The organism is Streptomyces sp. BR1, assembly GCF_052373795.1.
GTDB lineage: Bacteria > Actinomycetota > Actinomycetes > Streptomycetales > Streptomycetaceae > Streptomyces.
In genome coordinates this window covers 4,106,765-4,124,975 of record NZ_CM126252.1, presented here as the reverse complement: position 1 = coordinate 4,124,975, position 18,211 = coordinate 4,106,765, and the positions used below count along the sequence as shown (strand labels likewise).

The 18,211-nt window shown below is 71.6% G+C and carries 16 protein-coding genes and 1 tRNA gene; 10 read left to right on the top strand and 7 right to left on the bottom strand.

Translation table 11 applies throughout. The features are described from left to right. Positions 1-341: 341 nt before the first annotated feature. The 3 genes from ACT1U9_RS18075 to ACT1U9_RS18065 form a co-directional block, all read right to left on the bottom strand. Positions 342-2,036 (bottom strand): class I adenylate-forming enzyme family protein, encoded by a 1,695-nt coding sequence (locus ACT1U9_RS18075; protein WP_444533759.1) that lies wholly within the window; start codon positions 2,034-2,036, stop codon positions 342-344. Positions 2,037-2,124: 88 nt separating this feature from the next. Next, complete coding sequence (locus tag ACT1U9_RS18070; RefSeq protein ID WP_444533758.1) at positions 2,125-3,306, bottom strand: 3-deoxy-7-phosphoheptulonate synthase; 1,182 nt, start codon at positions 3,304-3,306, stop codon at positions 2,125-2,127. A 152-nt stretch (positions 3,307-3,458) separates the two neighbouring features. Continuing rightward, complete coding sequence (locus ACT1U9_RS18065; RefSeq protein WP_444533757.1) at positions 3,459-4,313, bottom strand: LysR family transcriptional regulator; 855 nt, start codon at positions 4,311-4,313, stop codon at positions 3,459-3,461. 91 nt (positions 4,314-4,404) lie between these two features. On the opposite strand from ACT1U9_RS18065, the gene ACT1U9_RS18060 reads away from it, so the two are divergent. The 3 genes from ACT1U9_RS18060 (at position 4,405) to ACT1U9_RS18050 (ending at position 6,565) form a co-directional block, all read left to right on the top strand. After that, positions 4,405-4,800, top strand: a complete 396-nt coding sequence (locus ACT1U9_RS18060) for a nuclear transport factor 2 family protein (protein ID WP_444533756.1) — start codon at positions 4,405-4,407, stop codon at positions 4,798-4,800. 149 nt (positions 4,801-4,949) lie between these two features. After that, entirely contained in the window at positions 4,950-6,488 is a 1,539-nt protein-coding gene (locus ACT1U9_RS18055) for an MFS transporter (protein ID WP_444539157.1), read from the top strand. Between the two features lie 4 nt (positions 6,489-6,492). Next, positions 6,493-6,565: transfer RNA gene (locus tag ACT1U9_RS18050), tRNA-Arg, on the top strand. A gap of 78 nt (positions 6,566-6,643) precedes the next feature. Here the strand turns inward: ACT1U9_RS18050 and ACT1U9_RS18045 are convergent. Further along, positions 6,644-7,471, bottom strand: a complete 828-nt coding sequence (locus tag ACT1U9_RS18045; protein WP_444533755.1) for a DUF6415 family natural product biosynthesis protein — start codon at positions 7,469-7,471, stop codon at positions 6,644-6,646. A gap of 8 nt (positions 7,472-7,479) precedes the next feature. Next, positions 7,480-7,677: a hypothetical protein gene (locus ACT1U9_RS18040; RefSeq protein WP_444533754.1), complete on the bottom strand. Its 198-nt coding sequence runs from the start codon at positions 7,675-7,677 to the stop codon at positions 7,480-7,482. Positions 7,678-7,849: 172 nt separating this feature from the next. On the opposite strand from ACT1U9_RS18040, the gene ACT1U9_RS18035 reads away from it, so the two are divergent. Both ACT1U9_RS18035 and ACT1U9_RS18030 read left to right on the top strand, forming a co-directional pair. Next, the gene (locus tag ACT1U9_RS18035; protein ID WP_361433907.1) at positions 7,850-8,605 is read left to right on the top strand and encodes a DUF6879 family protein; all 756 of its coding nucleotides are present in this window, start codon (positions 7,850-7,852) and stop codon (positions 8,603-8,605) included. A 14-nt stretch (positions 8,606-8,619) separates the two neighbouring features. Continuing rightward, the gene (locus tag ACT1U9_RS18030) at positions 8,620-9,477 is read left to right on the top strand and encodes a helix-turn-helix domain-containing protein (RefSeq protein ID WP_444533753.1); all 858 of its coding nucleotides are present in this window, start codon (positions 8,620-8,622) and stop codon (positions 9,475-9,477) included. 33 nt (positions 9,478-9,510) lie between these two features. On the opposite strand, the gene ACT1U9_RS18025 is transcribed toward ACT1U9_RS18030, so the two are convergent. Then, positions 9,511-10,695, bottom strand: coding sequence for a GAF domain-containing protein (locus tag ACT1U9_RS18025; RefSeq protein WP_444533752.1), 1,185 nt, complete (start codon positions 10,693-10,695; stop codon positions 9,511-9,513). A gap of 172 nt (positions 10,696-10,867) precedes the next feature. Continuing rightward, on the bottom strand, positions 10,868-12,001 hold the full coding sequence (locus tag ACT1U9_RS18020) for a LuxR C-terminal-related transcriptional regulator (RefSeq protein ID WP_444533751.1): 1,134 nt from the start codon (positions 11,999-12,001) through the stop codon (positions 10,868-10,870). A gap of 239 nt (positions 12,002-12,240) precedes the next feature. Between ACT1U9_RS18020 and ACT1U9_RS18015 the strand changes: the two genes are divergently transcribed. The 5 genes from ACT1U9_RS18015 (at position 12,241) to ACT1U9_RS17995 (ending at position 18,198) form a co-directional block, all read left to right on the top strand. Further along, entirely contained in the window at positions 12,241-13,659 is a 1,419-nt protein-coding gene (locus ACT1U9_RS18015) for an FAD-binding protein (RefSeq protein WP_444533750.1), read from the top strand. Then, positions 13,656-14,297: an NADPH-dependent F420 reductase gene (locus ACT1U9_RS18010; RefSeq protein ID WP_444533749.1), complete on the top strand. Its 642-nt coding sequence runs from the start codon at positions 13,656-13,658 to the stop codon at positions 14,295-14,297. The genes ACT1U9_RS18015 and ACT1U9_RS18010 overlap by 4 nt, the downstream gene beginning before the upstream one ends. Positions 14,298-14,340: 43 nt before the next feature. Then, the gene (locus ACT1U9_RS18005; RefSeq protein ID WP_444533748.1) at positions 14,341-15,552 is read left to right on the top strand and encodes an MFS transporter; all 1,212 of its coding nucleotides are present in this window, start codon (positions 14,341-14,343) and stop codon (positions 15,550-15,552) included. Positions 15,553-15,697: 145 nt separating this feature from the next. After that, positions 15,698-16,666 (top strand): BTAD domain-containing putative transcriptional regulator, encoded by a 969-nt coding sequence (locus ACT1U9_RS18000; RefSeq protein ID WP_444533747.1) that lies wholly within the window; start codon positions 15,698-15,700, stop codon positions 16,664-16,666. A 242-nt stretch (positions 16,667-16,908) separates the two neighbouring features. Then, positions 16,909-18,198, top strand: a complete 1,290-nt coding sequence (locus tag ACT1U9_RS17995; RefSeq protein ID WP_444533746.1) for an aspartate kinase — start codon at positions 16,909-16,911, stop codon at positions 18,196-18,198. Positions 18,199-18,211: the final 13 nt, after the last annotated feature.

Here is an 18,211-nt window from a genome sequence, read left to right as displayed (position 1 = left end):
TGGTCGCGCAGTTCCCCGCGCCCCTGAATGGGCCCTTCGGGCCCTCCTTTGACGGGCCCGAAGGGCCCTCTTAGGGGCGCGGGGAACTGCGTGAGCAACCCAGCACGATCCGCAGACAAACGGGGCGCAGGGGCGCAGCCCCGCTACCCCACCCACCCGCAGCGGGGTGCAGGGCCGCAGGCCCCGCTGGGGTGCAGGGGCGCAGCCCGCTTCCCACCCACCCCGGCCGGGGTCCGGGGCAGCGCCCCGTAGCGGGGTGCAGGGGGCGCAGCCCCCGCCCGGGGGTCCGGGGGCACCGCCCCCGGGAGAACCACCTCCACCCCCACCCACCCCCGGAGGGTTCAGGGAAGGGGTGGGGTGGGGGAAAACCGCGCCCGGAGCTCACGCTTCAGCACCTTCCCCGTCGCATTCCGCGGCAACGGCTCCCGCCCGATCAACACCTGCGTCGGGACCTTGAAGGCCGCCAGCGTCCGGGACACATGGGCGCGCAGCTCGTCCGGGGTCACCACACCACCCACCTGCACCGCCGCCCCCACCTCCTCCCCAAGCCGCGCATGCGGCACCCCCACGACCGCCGCGTCCAGCACCGCGGGGTGGCCGCACAACGCCGCCTCCACCTCCACGCAGTACACGTTCTCCCCACCCCGGATCACCATGTCCTTGATCCGGTCGACGACGGCGACCCGGCCGTCCCGCAGCACCGCCAGGTCCCCCGTCCTGAACCACCCGTCCACGAAGGCCAGTTCGGTGGCGGCCGGATCGTTCCAGTACCCCCGGATGTTGGACTGGCAACGCAGCCACAGCTCACCCACCGACCCGTCCGGCACATCCCGCCCCACGACGTCGACGACCCGCACCAAGGTGGTGGGCGTGGGCCGCCCCACACTGTCGGGCCAACCCCGGTACTCCGCACCGAAGTTCGCCAGCACTCCCCCACTGGTCTCGGTCAGCCCGTACCCATTGCGCGGCTCGATCCGCTCCCCGTACCGCGAGGTGAGCCGCCCCACCAACCCGGGCGGCGCGGAGGACCCACCGGTGTTGAACATTCGCAGCGAAGACATCGGGTCACCCGACTCCTCCGCCGCGTCGAGGAGTTGAAGGGCAGTCGTAGGGACGCCCGCGTAATGCGTCACCCCGTGCTCACGTATCAGCTCCAGCGCCCGCCCCGCGTCCCACTTGCGCATCATGACCAGCGTGCCGCCCGACCCCATCACGGAGTAGAACCCGCTGAAGCCCGCCACATGGAAGAACGGATACGTCACCAGGGACACCGGCGCGGGCCCCTGTCCCGGCACCTCACCCCGTCCGAGGAGGGACATGGCGGCGTGGAAGCGGGGGTTCATCGCGGCCCCGGCCTGCGCGAGGTGCGTGGCCACGGCGCCCTTGGGCCGCCCGGTGGTGCCGGAGGTGTAGATGATCGTGGCGTCGTCGGACGGCGAGACCGGCACGTCGGGCGGCCCGGCGTCGGGCTCGGCCGCCGCAAGCTCCAACAGGTCGGGCATACCTTCGTACGCCTCGAAGCCCTCCGGAAGCTCACCCACGCCCTCGAAAACAATGCCCGGCACCGAGGCCCCGCGCGCCCACCCCGCGACCCGCTCCAGCCGCTCCCCGTCGACGAGCAGCACAGCGGGCCCGCAGTCGTCGAGCGCGTACGCGAACTCGTCCTCGGTCCACCAGGCGTTCAGCGGCACCGCCACAAGCCCCGCCAGCTGCGTGGCCCAGAAAGCCACCTGCCACTCGGGCAGATTCCGCATGGCCACGACGGCACGGTCACCGCGCCGCAACCCATAGACCCCGACCAGCCGCCGGGCCAGGGCGGAGGCCGCCGCGAAGAACTCCGCGTACGTGTACGTCCCGCTCTCCGCCACCAGAAACGGCCGGTCACCGTATGCCCAGGTGACCTCCACGAACTCCCGCAGAGTCCGTGGCCCGGCGACATAAACCGGCACCCCGTCCGCCCCGCGCTCCACGGCGAAGGGCGCTCCGGGCGCGGTGAGGAGCGCTTCGGCGGAGGCCGGGGTATGAGGGTGCGGCACGGGGTGCCCTCCTGTGACGGCGGATACGACGAGCTACGGCGGATACGGGCGGCGCACCCCACAACATATGCGCCTCGCCGCGACGGGGTCAGCCCAGCCAGGCAGAGGCCACCGCGACCGCCTGGCGCGGGTTGAGGCGGGGGTCACAGAAGCTCGTGTACTTGTCGCCGACCTCGTGCAGCCCCTCCGCATCGGTGACGCACTCGGTGACCGCGTCCGGCGTGGTCTCCAGATGCATACCGCCCGCCACACCGCCCGCGCCGGTGACCGCGTGGTGGAACTCCACGACCTCCCGTACGACCGTGTTCACCAGCCGCGTCTTGAGCCCGTCGGGCGCGCCGACGGTGTTGCCGTGCATCGGGTCGGTCAGCCACGCGACCGGATGGCCCGCCGCGCGCACGGCCGCGACCAGCGCGGGCAGCCGCTCGCCGACCCGGTCGGCCCCCATGCGGGCGATCAGGGTGAGGCGGCCGGGTATGCGCTGCGGGTCGAGCCTGTCGCACAGGGCGAGCAGCTCCCCGACGGTCATGCCGGGCCCGACCTTGCAGGCCACCGGGTTCGCGACGGCGGCTAGGAGCGCGACATGCGCACCGTCCATCTGCCGGGTGCGCTCGCCGATCCACGGCCAGTGGGTGGAGGTGAGCAGCAGCCGCCCGTCCTCCTGGCGACGCACCAGCGGCAGCTCGTAGTCGAGGAGCAGGGCTTCATGACTGGTCCACACGGGCGTGTCATACGGAATCCGGCCGCGCCGCTCACTCCACCCCAGCAACTCCACCACTGCACATGAAGTTTGATAACCCGTCAGCATCCGAGTGGGATCGGGTCGGCGCACCTCCGGGTCGGGTTCAGGCCCGTTGACCATGTGCCCCCGATACACCGGCAACTCCACCCCGCCCACCACCTCGGTCGGCCGGGAACGCGGCTTGGCGTACTGCCCGGCGAGCCGTCCGACCCGTACGACCGGCTTGTGCGAGGCCATCCTCATGACCCCGGCCAGCATTTCGAGCAGCCCCACTTTGCGGGCGACATCGCCGTGACCGGCCTCGGCCCAGTCCTCGGCGCAGTCGCCGGACTGGATGACCTGCGCCTTCCCGGCCGCGACGGCGGCGAGCCGCGCATGCAGCGCGTCGACGTCACCGGCGGCGACGAGCGGCGGCAGCGAGGCGAGTTCTTCCGTTACGCGCCCGAGTTCCGCGCGGCCGTGCCAGTCCGGCTGCTGCGCCGCCGGAAATGTGCGGAGGTACGTACGTAATGTGCGGACACTGGTCACCTTTTGCTCCCCCAGGGTGCGAGTCCTACCGACCTCGACTCTTGCGGAGCGCGGACGGAAATCCGAAGTCGTTCCGCAGCTATGAGGAATTGAGGCGGATTATCGGCCCGACTTTGACGGAGTTCCCGCTCTTGCGTACGCGCGCGACGGCGTCAGGTCGCCTCCGGCAACCGGGCGCGGGCGTGGGCGATGAGTGCGGCGGCGGCCGGGCTGGTGGGTCCGTCCGTACGCCAGGCGAGGGCGAGGCAGCCGTACGGGCGCGGTCCGACGATCTCGACGACCCGCACGACCGCCGCGTTGGCGCGGGCGAGGGAGGCGGGGATGATCGCCACGCCCAGGCCGCGTCCGGCGAGTTGAGCGAGGACGTGCGGGTCGGCGGCCTCGAAGGCGACGCGCGGACTGAACCCCGCCGAGGCGCACGCGGCCTCGATGGTGGCGCGCAGCCCGGTGCCCGGGGTGAGGCAGATCAGGGCGCGGTCGGCGAGCTCGTCGAGGCCGACGCTCGCGCGCGCGGCGAGCGGATCCTGATGGCTGACGGCCACGACCAGCGGTTCGTTGACGATGTCGTGGAACGTGACGCCGGGCGGCCGGGCGGCTCCGGCCGTCCAGCCTATGACGGCGAGGTCGAGACGCCCGCCGAGCAGAGCCTCCACAAGGTGTTCCGAACTGTCCTCGGTCAGCCCGATCTCCACCCCGGAGTGCGCCTCGTGGAAGGAGGCGAGCAGCCCGGGCAGATCGATGGTGCGGCCCATGGAGACGACGGTGCCGAGGGTGACGCGGCCGCGTACCAGCCCGCTGAGCTCGTCGATCGCCTGCCGCATCCCGCCGACGGGGGTGAGCCGTACCGTACGACTGGACCGGTCGAGGAGGTCGTGCCCCAACTCCTTCTCCAGCTTCCGCACTTGTGCGCTGACGCCGGGCTGGGCGACATGCAGCGCGTCGGCCGCCCTGGTGAAGCTCGCCAAGTCGGCGACGGTGACGAAGTACTTCAGCTGCCGCAGTTCCATAACTGCTGATTATGGTGCGCAGACGATGTAGATGTTGGACTTCTGTATACGTACGGGCGCAGAGTGGACGCACCGAGTCGAGAGGATCGAGATGCCCCAACACCCCGTCGAATCAGGGTCGTTTGTATCGGCTGAGCCCACCCGGGCAGTGGTCGAGGCGTTCTTCGCCCGGCAGCGCGCCGGGGATTCGGCGGGCCTGCTCGGCCTCTTCGCCGACCGCGTCGACTTCCTCGCCCCGGGCGCCCCGAACGCGGCCGATCTGGGCCCGGACGCCGCCCTGTCGGCCGTCTCCCGGTTCTTCGCGACGCTGGACAAGGTGTTCGCGCCGGACGAGGACTTCCTGGTGCTGGGGCAGGACGCGGTGGTCACGGGATTCGCGTGCGGGGGCGCCGGGGACGGGGCCGCGAATCCGATCGCGCTGCGGTTCACGGTGACGGGCGGACGGATCGAGCGCTGCCATCTGACGGAAGTGAGCGCGAAGTCCTGAGCAGATTCCGGTAGGTGAATTCCGCCCTTGGGGAGGGCAGTTGATGCCTATCGAGCGCGTACGTATGCGCATACCGAGGACGTAACCGTACGCGTAAAGGAGCCCGAGTGAATGCCACGAGGCGCGACAGTCGTGCCGCCACTCTCGTCATGGCCTGTGTGGGCGTCTTCGTCGCCTATCTGCCGGTCACCACGGTCTCGGTGAGCCTGCCGACGATCCAGCGCGGACTCGACGCGTCGACGGCCGACCTGTCCTGGGTCACCGACGCCTTCGTCCTGCCGATGGCGGCGCTCATTTTGACGGCGGGTGTCGTCGGCGATGTGTACGGGCGGCGGAAGGTCTTCCAGGCGGGGCTGGTGTTCTGCGCGGTCGGAGCGGCGGTCGCGCTGAGCGCGCACAGTGTCGCGGTCCTGTGGACGGGGCAGGCGCTGGCCGGCGTGGGAGCCGCGGCCCTGTTGCCCGCCACGCTCGGACTGATCAGCCACGCCGTGCCCGACCCGCGTGAGCGGGCGAAGTACGTCAGCATGTGGACGGCGTCCCTGATGGGCGCGCTGGCGGTCGGCCCGATGATCTCCGGCGTGATCCTGGAGCACGCGTCCTGGCGCTGGATCTACCTGGCCCCGGTCCCGGCCTCGCTGCTGACCATGGCGATAGCCGCCCGGCTGGTGGCCGACTCGCGCGCGGCGGGCAGCCGCAGACTCGACTGGCCCGGCCAGCTGACGGCCGCGGTCGCGATCACGGCGTTGGTGTACGGGGTGATCGAGGGCGGGAGTTCGTCGTTCGGCGAGACGAGGGTGGTGGTGGCGCTGGTCCTGGCGGGGCTGGGCTTGATCGCCTTCGTGGTGGTCGAGGGCCGAAGCGACAGCCCGATGCTGGACCTGAAACTGTTCCGCAGTGCGGCGTTCAGCGCGACGGCGCTGGTAGCGATGATCAGCTTCCTGGGCCTGATCGGCTTCATCTTCGTCCTCTCGCTCTTCCTGGGCCAGGTGCAGCAGCTGGGGACGCTGGACGCGGGGTACCGGATGCTGATGTTCACGCTCCCGGCGATGGTGGCGGGCCCGGTGTTCGGCCAGGTGATGCACAGGGTGTCGGCGAGGGTGCTGATCACGGGGGGTCTGCTCCTGGCGACGGCTTCACTGCTGTCCCTGACGTCGATAGACGCGGGGACGTCGTTCGGCGGGCTGGCCTGGCGCCTGATCATGCTCGGGGTGGGCTTCGGGGCGGTGTTCGCGCCGATGACCGCGACGGCGATCAACGCGGTGCCGCAGCAGCTCGCAGGCATGGCGGCGGCCGGCAGCAATGCGTTCCGCCAGGTCGGCGGGGCGCTCGGCCCGGCCCTGATGAGCGCGCTGCTCACGACGAAGGTGACGGCGGCGCTGCCGGGCCGCCTGTCCGATGCGGGTGTGGCGCCCGATGCGCGGCACCGGGTGGTGGCCGCGGTCGACGGCGGCGGCTTCGGCGCGGTCCACACGGTCGACCTGGGCGCGTCCACCCCGCGCATGCTGCACGCGTTCGGCCTGGCCTTCGTCGACGGGATCCACCTGTGCCTGGTGGTGTCGGCGGCGTTCATGCTGCTGGCGGCGGCGGTGAGCGCGGTCCTGCTCCGCACCCCCCGACCCGCCCACCCCGCTCCCCCGCCCTCATCCGCTACCCTGTCCTGGGCTGCCCACAGCGGCGGCCGCACGTAGCCCCGCCTCCGTAGCTCAGGGGATAGAGCACCGCTCTCCTAAAGCGGGTGTCGCAGGTTCGAATCCTGCCGGGGGCACAGGCTTCAGCAGGTGATGTACAGCGAAGGGCCGGACCGGGGCGTGTTCCCGGTCCGGCCCTTCGCCGTGTTCACCATTCACCGGGCAGAGGCCCGCGCGTCGAGCTCGCGCAGGAGTTTCACGTAGCCGTGGCAGCAGTCGACCAGGCGCCGTACGTGTGCGTACTGGCGGGCCGGGTCGGCTTCCCGTATGTCCAGGTCCAGTTGGCGCTTCGCCTCGGTGACGGCGAGGAGGACGCGGCTGCGCGCGGGATCGCCGGGGGGAATCCGCGCCTCGGCGTCCTCCAGGACCGGGAGCAGCAGCATGAGGTAGCCGCGGGCGCGGAGGGTCGACTCTGTCGCGGCGGCCAGGTCGTGCGCGTGGTCCGTCGGCCCGTCGAGGAGGTCTCGGCAGCCCCGCTCGATCGTGTCCAGGTCAGGCCCGCCCGGCCCTGGGCCCCACTCGGTGACGCGGTGGTGCCCGTGGTGGATCACCTCGTCCACGCCTGCCGGTGCGCAGTGGTCCGCGCGGTGGCGGGGCGGGAGCAGCCAGTACACCCCGGGGCGGGCGGTGCGGTGTACGGCGGGGACGCCGAGCCAGGTCGGGTCGGGGCCGAGCAGTGTCGCGTCGGGGGCTCGGTGGTGGGCGCAGCTGCCCGGCGGCACGAGGGCGTAGTACCAGACGCTCGTGTCGTAGGCGTCGTGGATGACGGGTCCGTCCAGTACGCGGGCGAGGTACGCGCCGACGGCGCCCGAGTCGCCGCTCTGCGCGGCCGCGTGGACGATCGCGGCGGAGACGCGGACCGTGTCGAAGGCTCGGCCCGTCGGCAGCATCGCGATGCCACCCCGCTGCCACTCCAGCCACGCCGTCGCAGGTGTGGGGTGCGCGGACGCGAGCCAGTCGGAAGCCGCGCGCCGAGTTTCCACGGCCCCGTTCATACGTCCTGCCCCATGTCGAGACGAGCGGCCAGCCGGACCGCCACGTCGGGGCGCACGCGCCCCAAGGTGACGAGCCCCAGGGATGATCCGTCGTCGGTACCCAGCGACGGGAGAACGATCCCCGCACGGTTCAGCGCTGCCCGTAGCAGCTCGGTTGCCGCGTGAGACTCCGATGCATTGATCTGCATTGCCATGAACCGGAAGGTACGGATGGCGAGTTGATCGACACCACGCGAGTTACTCGAAGTTTCTTGACCACCTGGCGGAGTTGCGCGATGTTATTCACGAAGGCCGAACCAACCGGACCCACGGGGCGTTGGTCTGCATGATGCTTACGGGATCAGTCCTCGACGAAAGGAACTGATCATGGCGCGACGGCTGCGCTTCAACGGCACCGGCAGTGGTGGCGGCTCCTGTCCCGCTGTGCACGAAGACCTGGACACGGGTGAGGTCATCGTGCACGGCCCCCGGCTCACCGACCCCGAGGACATCGCCCAGCTCCAGCACCTGGACGAGGACGAGATCCCGGTCGTGGTGCCGCGCAACACGCTGATCGACTTCGGTCCCAAGGACCGGGACACCGAACCGCGCGTCCTCGGCCCGGACACGTTTGCCCGAATGTTCGAGAACTTCCGGCACAGCGCCTGGCACCTGGAGATGCGCAAGGGCTACGCGTCGGACCAGGCGACCGATACCTACGCCCAATTCGCCCGGGGTGAGACGCCGACATGGGACATGGACTCACCGTGGGCTCGTACGATCGGCGCCAAGACGCGGGATGGCGCGTACGTCGGGCGCGTCCGGATCGTCGACAACCCGCCGACCGAGGGCCAGCTGTACCTGCTGGCGCATGCCGAGCACAACACCGAGCTCGGTGAGGAAGTCCGGAACATGTGGCGCGACGAGGCCAGGCGTGCAGACCTTCCGGACGAGGATTTCTGGATCTTCGACTCCCACATCGTCGCGCTGTGCCTGTTCGATGACGACGACAACCTCACGGGCGCCGAGCTGATCACCGAACCGGCGCGCGTCAACCAGTACAACCGGCTGCGTGACGTGGCGCAGCACTACGCCACCCCGAACAGGCAATTTGTGGCCGAGCTGGCCGCGAAGGAGGAGTAAGCAGGTGAGTACCGGTGAGCACGGACTACCAGAAAGCGCGCGAGGATCTCGGGATCCGGCTCCGGGAACTCCGGTTCACGGCGCCTGAAGGTCGGCTCACCGGTACTCAGCTCGCTGAGCGGCTCGGGTCGGGATGGACCAAGGTCAAGATCAGCAAGCTGGAGAACGGCAAACAGACGGCGACAGCCGAGGACCTGCGGGCCTGGGCGGATGGAACCGGACAGCCCGGCACCTATGAAGAACTGCTCGCCCGGCTGCGGGGGTTCGAGTCGCACATCCGGTCGTGGCGTCGCCAACTCGCCTCGGGACACCGGCCCGTGCAGGACGCCGTCACGGTGGAGCACGAGCGGACACGCGTCCTGACCATCTGGGAGAACGTCCTCGTCCCCGGCATGGTGCAGATCCCCGAGTACGCCCGGCACACCTTCAACCGGCACGCCGACCTGATGCGGTCGCCGCGAGACACCGAGGACGCCGTACGCGCCCGGATCCAGCGGCAGGAAGGGCTGTACCGGCCGGGCCGGAAGTACCGGATCATGATGTGGGAAGGCGCGTTGCGGTCCCTGGTCTGCCCGCCGTCCGTGCTCGCCGCCCAGCTGCACCACCTCTCCGGCGTCATCGGCCTGGACACCGTGGAGCTGGGCATCGTCCCCTTCACGGCGTCGCTGAAGATCTGGCCGGGCAACAGCTTCTGGGTCTACGACGAGCGGCTCGTGGTCGTGGAGGACTGGCACGCCGAGCTGTGGATCGACGACGCCGACAGCGTCGCCACTTATCTCCGGGTATGGCAGACCCTGAGCGAGTCCGCGGTCTACGGGGCCGAGGCTCACCGGGTCGTCGCCGACGCCCGACGCGTGTTGGGCGAACCCTGAGACGACCGGCTTCGCCCCGGCGGGGCCGATCCCTCAATGCGGCCCAATGAGCTCCGACGCCCCCGCCCGCATCCGCAGCGCCACCGCCGACGCCTGTGCCGTGTAGGCCAGGATGCGTTCGCCCTCCGGGTCCAGGGGGGTGCGGGGGCGGAACAGGAGGTGGCCCAGCCACGTCGTGCCCGCCCAGACCGACGCCTGCCAGACTCCGCCGTCCAGGAGGACCGGGGGGCGGGGAGACGGGGCCGGGGCGGGGAGTTGGGGGGCCGGGAAGGCGGACTCGCGGCCTGCCACCACGCCGCCCTGGTGGTCGCGGACGATCGCCTCGCCGTCCAGGAGGATGCCGACCTCGTCCGCCAGCGCCGCCAGGCCCCGGGCGGACAGGGCCAGGCCCAGGATGTGGTCGCGTACCACCTCCAGTCGGCGCTCCGCCTCGATCGTCTCCATCGCCAGCGCGCTGTGCTCCTCCAGCTTGGCCACCTCGGCGTTGTAGAGCTCCACCCACTGGGCCTTGTCGATGGCCACAGCCGCCAGGTCCGTCAGCGAGCCCATCAGGGCTACCTCGGCGGGCTCGAAGGGGCGGACCTCGCGCTGGCCGAGGTAGAGCACGCCGACGCTGCCGCCGTCGTGGTGGAGCGGCAGGGCGAGGACCGAGCGCACGCCCTCGCGGGCCGCCATCGCGTCGAGCGCCGGGTCGTGGTCGATGTCCGGCTCGGTCAGGTAGTCGGACGTCCAGAACGGCGCGCCGGTGGCCCGGACCACCGCGCCGATGCCACGGCCACCCGTCAACTGGATGCCCGTGTGGAAGGAGTTGCAGACTCCGGCCGACGCCCGGACGACCGAATCGCCGTCCTTCGACGTCAGCAGGGTCACCACCGCCACGTCCACGTCCAGGAGTTGGCGGGCCCTCTGTGCCACCACCCTCAGCAGGCCGTCCACATCGCACGCGCCCATCAGGTCGCGCGAGGTCTCGATGAGGGCGGCCAGGTCGAGTTCACGTCGTCGGCGGCCGCTCAGCAGGCCGTGTACGGTGCGGCCCAGCCGTCCCGCCCGATGGATCCGCGCCAGTTCGTCGGCCGACGCACCCCGGTCGTGGACGCGCAGCAGCACCTCGTCGATCTCCTGCAACGGCGCCTGCGCGGCGAGCAGTTCGAGGATCTCCAGCGCTCCGGAGTCGCCCGCTCCCCACCGTGCCGCCGCAGCGGACGTCCTCTTCGCCACGACAGCCTCCCCCCGGGCGCGTCCGCCACCAGCCTTCCGAGCCCTTTCGGACTTTCTGAGTCAAACACATGTGTGGATTGTGTGGAAGAGATGAGTGGGAGGTGTGTACGGCGACTTCAAGCCGTTCCCGGGCCGCCCGGGAACCATCCCGGACGCCCGTCGAGCCGCGCCCTCACCCCCACACCCGTTCCTCAGACTCCTCCGCCAGCGGCGCGTAGTGCTCCGTGAACAGCTTCGCCACCAGCTCGCCCCGGCTCGACACCCGCACCTTCTCGAAGATCGCCTTCACATGGTCGCGGACCGTGTGCGGGGAGAGGAACAGCTTCCCGGCCATCTCCGCCGTGCCCAGGCCCCGCGCGATGTACTGGGTGATCTCCAGTTCGCGGTCGGTCAGTTCGTACGCCTTCACCATCAGCGGGGCGACCTCCGAGATCGACGCGCGCTCGATCACCACCGCCGACACACCCAGTTCGCCGTCCGCGCCGCGCAGGCACGAGGCGTGGCAGACCAGCCAGCGGCCGCCCTTGCTGCGCACCCGGACGCGGGCGCTCCCCTTGTCCCAACCCGCCGCGATCGCCCGCGCCTTGCTCGCCGTGCTGTGCATCCACGCCGGTACGCGGACGCCCAGGGGGGTCGGGGTCGTGGGGCCGGGGACGAGGTCGTCCAGGAGCTCGCGCGCCTCGTCGTTGACGGACAGGAGCTGGCCGCCCGCGTCGAAGAGCAGCAGGCCGGGGCCCGGGCCTCGGCTCGGGGTCGGCTCGGCGGAGGGCTCGGTGAACGAGCGCAGCCGCTTGGCCATCGCCGCCGACAACTCCCGTACGACGAAGGTGTCGTCGGCGCCGAACGCCGGCGCGCCCTGCGCCCGGAACAGGCTGACCTGGCCCCAGGGGTGGCCGCCCACCCGCAGCACCGCGCGCAGCTCGTCGTCCAGGCCGCGCGGCGCGAGGAAGTCGCGGTAGAGCGTGCTGCGGCCGGGCAGCCCGCCGGTCGCCTCGCGCAGCCCGGCCACCGGCACGGTGGCGCGGGCCAGATCGCGGAACAGGTTGATGTTCTCGGTGAGCAGCTCGGACTCCCAGTACACCGAACAGCCCTCGGGCGTCAGGTTCTCCACCCGGATCGGCGAGGTCATCATGCCGGTCACCGGGTCGGTGGCCCGCCACACCGCCGCGTCGTACGGCAGCAGCCGGCGCAGATGGTCGGAGGCCGTGGCGAAGAGCGCGAGGGCGTCCGGGGCCGTGCGGATGTCCGCCAGGAGCGCGTCGATGGCTCGGGCGGTGCTCGCGTTCGCGTTCCTGGGCGCAGTCACGGGACCGGTCACTCCTCGTCGGGTGCGCGACTCGGCACCTACGCGTCTCGTTGCGTGCGAGTCGTCCCTCCATGCTCCCCCACTGCAACCCCCGCGCACACCCCCTCACTTGAGGGGGGTCCCGCCGTGAGGACACCCACATCTCGGGATGGAGGCGGCGGTGCCCCTGCGCCGACGATTTACGCACAGGGTCGCCGTCGGCGGCCCGGGCTCCCCTGCCGACACAGGAGGCTTCTGCCGTGCGATCCGCCGTCCAGCACACCCCGCCCATAGGCGCCGACGAGGCGGCCGGGCTCGCCGCCGCCGTGCGCGGGCCCGTACTGCTGCCCGGGCAGCCGGGCCACGCCGAGGAGAGCGCGGGCTTCAACACGCTCCTTGAGCACCGGCCCGCGCTGATCGTCGGGGCGACGGGAGCGGCGGACGTGGCGGCGGCGGTCCGGTTCGCGGCCGCCCGGAAGCTGCCGGTGGCGGTGCAGGCGACCGGCCACGGCCCGGCCATGGCCGCCGACGGCGCGGTGCTGATCTCCACCCGGCGGATGACCGGGCTGCGCATCGCGCCCGAGCGGGGCAGCGCGCGCATCGAGGCCGGGGTGCGCTGGGAGCAGGTCATCCACGAGGGCGCCGCGTTCGGCCTGGCGCCGCTCAACGGCTCGTCCCCGCTGGTCGGCGCCGTCTCGTACTCCCTCGGCGGCGGCCTCGCCGTGCTGGCCCGCACCTTCGGCTACGCGGCCGACCACATCCGCAGCATCGACGTGGTGACCGCCGACGGCGGGATACGCGTGGTCGACGAGGAGCGCGAGCCCGAGCTGTTCTGGGGGCTGTGCGGCGGCAAGGGCAACTTCGGTGTGGTCACCTCGCTGGAGATCGGCCTGATGCCGGTGCGCAGGCTGTACGGGGGGTGCCTCAGCTTCGACGGGGCGCTGGCCCCGGAGGTGCTGCGCACCTGGCTGGAATGGACCGCCCGGGTGCCGCGCGAGATGACCTCCTCGATAGCCCTGGTCCGCTTCCCGGACGACCCGGCGCTGCCCGATGAGCTGCGCGGGCGCTTCGTCACCCAGGTGCGGATCGCGTTCACCGGCTCGGCCCGGGACGGCGAGCAGTTGGTGTGGACGCTGCGCGAGGCGGGCCCCCGGCTGCTCGACACCGTACGGGAGATGCCGTACACGGAGATCGCCTCGGTGCACGGCGACCCGACCGTTCCGTACGCGTATCACGAACGCACCGCGATGCTCGGCCCGTTGGACCGCGAGGCCGCCGACCGGCTGCTCGCGCACGCGGGTCCCGACTCCGGGTGCACGCTCGGCCTGGTCGAGCTGCGCCACCTCGGCGGCGCGCTCGCGAACCCGGTGCGGCACGACAACGCGGTGGGCAACCGGGACGCCGACTACTGCCTTTTCACCGTCGCCCCCGGCGGCCCCCGGGACATGGGGGCGGGCCCCGACGACCTCCTCGTCGACGCGATGGCGCCGTGGGCCACCGGGGGCAGATACCTCAACTTCCTGGACGCCTCGGCGGGGGCCGACCATGTGCGCAGCGCCTTCACCCCCGACGCGTACGACCGGCTCGCCGCGCTCAAGGAGCGGTACGACCCCGCCAACCTCTTCCGCGTGAACCACAACATCGCCCCCCAGGCACGGCGCAGCGAGGTCCCGGCGTGAACATCAGCGTGATCGGCGCGGGCCCGATGGGCCGGGCCACCGCCCATCTCTTCGCCCGGGCCGGGGAGACCGTGCAGCTCGCCGACCGGTGCGGGGACCGCGCGGTGCGGGCGGCGGCCGACGCGGGCGCGGGCGCCCCGGGCACGGTCGTCGCCCGGGACGTCGCCAGCGCCCTGCGCGCCGAGCTCATCACCCTCGCCGTGGGCGCCGACGACGTGCTCGGCTTCGTCGGTGAGCACCGATCGGCGCTCGCCGGGAAGATCCTCATCGACACCACCAACCCGGTGGAGGCGGCCGGGGCACTGCCGGACCGCACGCCCGCCACCAGCATGACGGAGCTGATCGCCGAGGCCGCGCCGCAGGCGTCCGTGGTCAAGGCGTTCAACACCTCGTGCGCGGCCACCCTGTTCTCCGGCCGGCTCGACGGCGCCCACCTCGACGTGTTCGTGGCGGGCGACGACTACGAGGCCAAGATCCCCGTGATCGAGCTGATCGACCGGGCGGGGCTGCGCGGCCTCGACGCCGGGGACCTGCACAACGCGCGCGTCCTGGAGCAGATGGCGCTGCTGTGCATCGAACTCATCGACCGGCTGGGCCTCGGCCGCAACGCCGGACTCAAGCTCCTGCCCGACGGGTGACCCCACCCGTGTCCCCCTCCCCGTACCCACTCAAGGAGCCACTGTGCGTCTGCGATTACTCGTCCTCGCGGTAGGAAACTTCGCGATGGGCGTCGACACCTTCGTCATCGCGCCCATCCTCGATCCGATGGCCGACGACTTCGGCGTGGCCCGGACCACCGCCGGCTGGCTGATCACCGCGTTCGCCCTGGCGTACGCGATCGGCGGGCCGATGCTGGCCGCCGCGACCGGCCACCGCCCGCCCCGCCAGCTGCTGCTGGGCGCGCTCACCGTCTTCGCCGTCGGCAACGCGCTCACCGCGGTCGCCGAGGGCTATACGTGGGCGATGCTCGGCCGTGTGGTGGCCGGAGCGGGTGCCTCGATGTACACCGCCAACTCCCTTGCCACAGCACGGGCGATGACCCCGCCCGAGCGCAGCGGCCGGGCCACCGCCCTGGTGGTCGGCGGGCTCACCGCGGCCATCGTGCTCGGGCTTCCGCTCGGCGCCTGGCTGGGCGACCAGGCCGGGTGGCGCGCCACGCTGTGGCTGGTGGTGGGTCTCACCGTGGTCGCCACCGTCGGCATCGCGTCGACCATCCCCGACCTGCCGGGCCAGGCCGCGACGACCCTGCGCGCCCGGCTCGCGCCGCTCGGCCAGCCGAAGGTGCTGGTCACCCTGCTCGCCACGCTGCTGTGCCTGAGCACCAGTTGGACCGTCTACAACTACGTGGACCAGGTGATGGACCAGGCGACCGACGGCGACGCGGGCCGCACCTCGCTGATCCTGCTCTGCTTCGGCATCGGCGCGGTCTCGGGCAACCTCCTCACCGGACGCCTGACCGACCGTATCGGCGCGGTACGCACGATCCGGTTCGGGGCTCCGCTGCTGGTGGTGGCCGCCACCCTCACGCCGCTGCTCGCCCGCAACATGGCCGCGGCCTTCGTGCTGGCCGCCGCGTGGGGCGTGTGCCACTGGATGATCAACGTGCCGCAGCAGCTGCGCACGGTCGCCGCAGCACCGCAGTCCGCGCCGATGGTCCTCGGACTGCACCAGAGCACGATCTACATCGGCATCAGCCTCGGCGGTGTCGCGGGCGCCTCCGGCTTCTCGCTCGGCGGTGCGCACGGCGTGGGCTACGCGGCGCTGACCGTCGGTGTGCTCGCCATGGGCATGCTGGCGCTCTCCCTGCGGATCAACAAGCCCGCACCCGCCGAAGCACCGGCCCCGGCAGCACCGCAACCGGGTGCCTCCACCCAGGCTCCAACGACGATCTGAAATCCTGCTGTACGCGCTCCGCCCGGCTACCGCATTGGCCGGGCCGGACCGCCGCACCCGGAGGCCGGCCGCCACGACGGACCGGCTTCTTTTGGGGGGACGAAAAGTGATGGTGCACCGCCGACGTGGGGAGGGGCTCAGCCCAATGCAGTCAGCGCGCGACCAAGAACCGTTCACCTTCCGAATACTGGGGCCGCTCGAAGTCGAGTGCGCGGGCCACAAGGTCCGCCTCGGCGGCTTCCGCCAACAGGCCCTGCTGGCCACGCTGTTACTCGAAGCGGACCGCGTGGTACCGATCGAACGGCTCCTGGAGGCCATCTGGGAGGACACCCCGCCCGCCTCCGCCAAGGGGCAGGTGAGGATCTGCGTCTCCGCCATCCGCCGCCAGTTCGTGGGCGGCGGCATCGGGGACATCATCGAGACCCATCCGGCCGGATACCGCATCCGGCTGCCGCACACCGCACTCGACCTGGCCCGCTTCGAGCACCTCGCGGGCCTCGGCCGCAGGGCCGCCCGGGACGGCCATCCCGAGCAGGCGGTGGACCTGTTCCGCTCGGCGCTCGCACAGTGGAAGGGGCCTGTGGCGGCGGGACTTGAGAGCCGGGTGCTGCGGCAGGCCGCGACGATGCTGCGCGAGGAGCAGCTCTCCGTCCTGGAGGAGTGCGTCGACCTGGAGCTGCAGATGGGCCGCCATCGCAAGGTGGTCGGGGAGCTGTACCGGCAGGTCGCCGAGAACCCGTATCGCGAGCAGATGTGCGCCCAGCTGATGCTGGCGCTGTACCGCTCGGGGCGGCAGGCGGACGCGCTGCGGCAGTTCCGGGAGACCCGCACGCTCCTCTCGGTGGAGCTGGGCATCGACCCGGGGGAATCGCTGCGCGCCCTGGAGCAGGCGATCCTGGTGGAGGATCCGTCCCTGGACGGCCCCCGGCGGCCGGCGGCGCCGGTCCCGGTCCGCCCGTCCTCAGCCGCCTCGCTCTCGCTGGTCCGCCAGCCTTCGCTGCGTACGCTCAAGAGCGCGCGCAGCGAGCAGTCCGGGGCGATCCGCACCCGGCTGAACAGCCTCCAGCAGTCCAACCTCCGCCTCCAGGCGGCGCTGAGGCTGTCCCAGGCCTGATATCCGCTGTCCCGGGCCTGATCACCGCACCTCCGGAGAATGCCCCGTGCCTCAAGGCGCGGGGCATTTCGCATGCGTTCGCGGCACGTTTCGTGTGCGTTATCGCGCCATGCGCATCGCGATATCCGCGTGAAACCTGGCCGATACCGGTCCACGGGAGCGTCTTCGGCGGTGGGGCCGGCACAGCACGGCACGGGGAACCAGGCAACGGCCTCGCCGAATCCGCAGGAAAGGACTGCTTCATGGTTCTCCCGAACGGCGCGGGCGGCGTCCCGCCCGTGGTGCACAAGTACGGCGGCAGCTCGCTCGCCTCGCTGGGGCAGGTCCGTGCGGTGGCCGAGCGCGTAGCGGCCGTATACGGCAGCGGACAGCCGGTGGCCGTCGTCGTCTCCGCCCGGGGCGACATGACCGACCAACTGCTCAGCCTCGCCCACTCGGTGGGGGCGGACGCGGGCGACCGCGAGACCGACCAGCTCCTCGCGACCGGAGAGAGCGCGTCGGCGGCCGTACTCGCCATGGCCCTGCACCGGATCGGCGTCCCGGCCGTCTCCCTCGTCGGCGCGCAGACCGGAATCCTCGCGACCGGCGCGCACGGCCGAGGCGTGATCGTCGCCGTCGACACCGAGGCGATCAACGACGTACTGGACCGGGGCGCGGTGGCGGTGGTCGCCGGGTTCCAGGGGCTGACCGACCGGCGCGATGTCATCACGCTGGGGCGCGGCGGTTCGGACACCACGGCGGTCGCCGTGGCCGCCGAACTCGGCGCCGCCCACTGCGAGATCTACACCGACGTCGACGGTGTCTTCACTGCCGATCCCCGCATCCTGCCCTCCGCTTCGATCCTGCCGGTCGTCGACGTCGGCGTCATGGCCGAGATGTCGTTCGCCGGCGCGCAAGTCATGCACGCACGTGCCGTGGAACTAGCAGCGCTCCGGGGTGTCGACATCCATGTCCGGCACTCCGTACGGACCGGACCCGGAACCGTGATCGCTGCCAGGGAGGAGACGAAAAGCGACATGCTCGAATCACGCACGACCGTCACCGGAGTGGTGCTCGATTCCGACGTGGCCCGGGTGAACCTGCGCTTCGACGCGGGGGACGTGGACGCGGCGGCCGATGTCTTCGCGTTCCTGGCCGAGGAGTCCCTGCCCGTCGACATGGCGGCGCTCTCCGACGAGAGCACCGGGGTCAGCATCGGCATCACCGTGCACACCGACGACGTGAAGCCGCTCCGTGATTTCCTGACCCGTCGCTCCGGACCCCCGGGCCGCCCGCTCGAATGCGACGCGAACATCACCAAGCTGTCCCTCGTCGGTACGGGACTGCTCAGCCGCCCGGACAGCACCGCGCGCCTGCTCACCTGCCTCAAGTCCGCCGCCATTACGCCCAGTTCGGTCTCCGCCTCGCAGATGCGGATCTCGGTGACCGTCCCGGACGACGACGCCGTACGCGCAGCTCAGGTACTGCACGACGAATTCGGTCTCGCCCAGCTCGACGCCGCACCCGGGTGCACCACACCCGTACCGGCCTGACCCCCACAGGGGA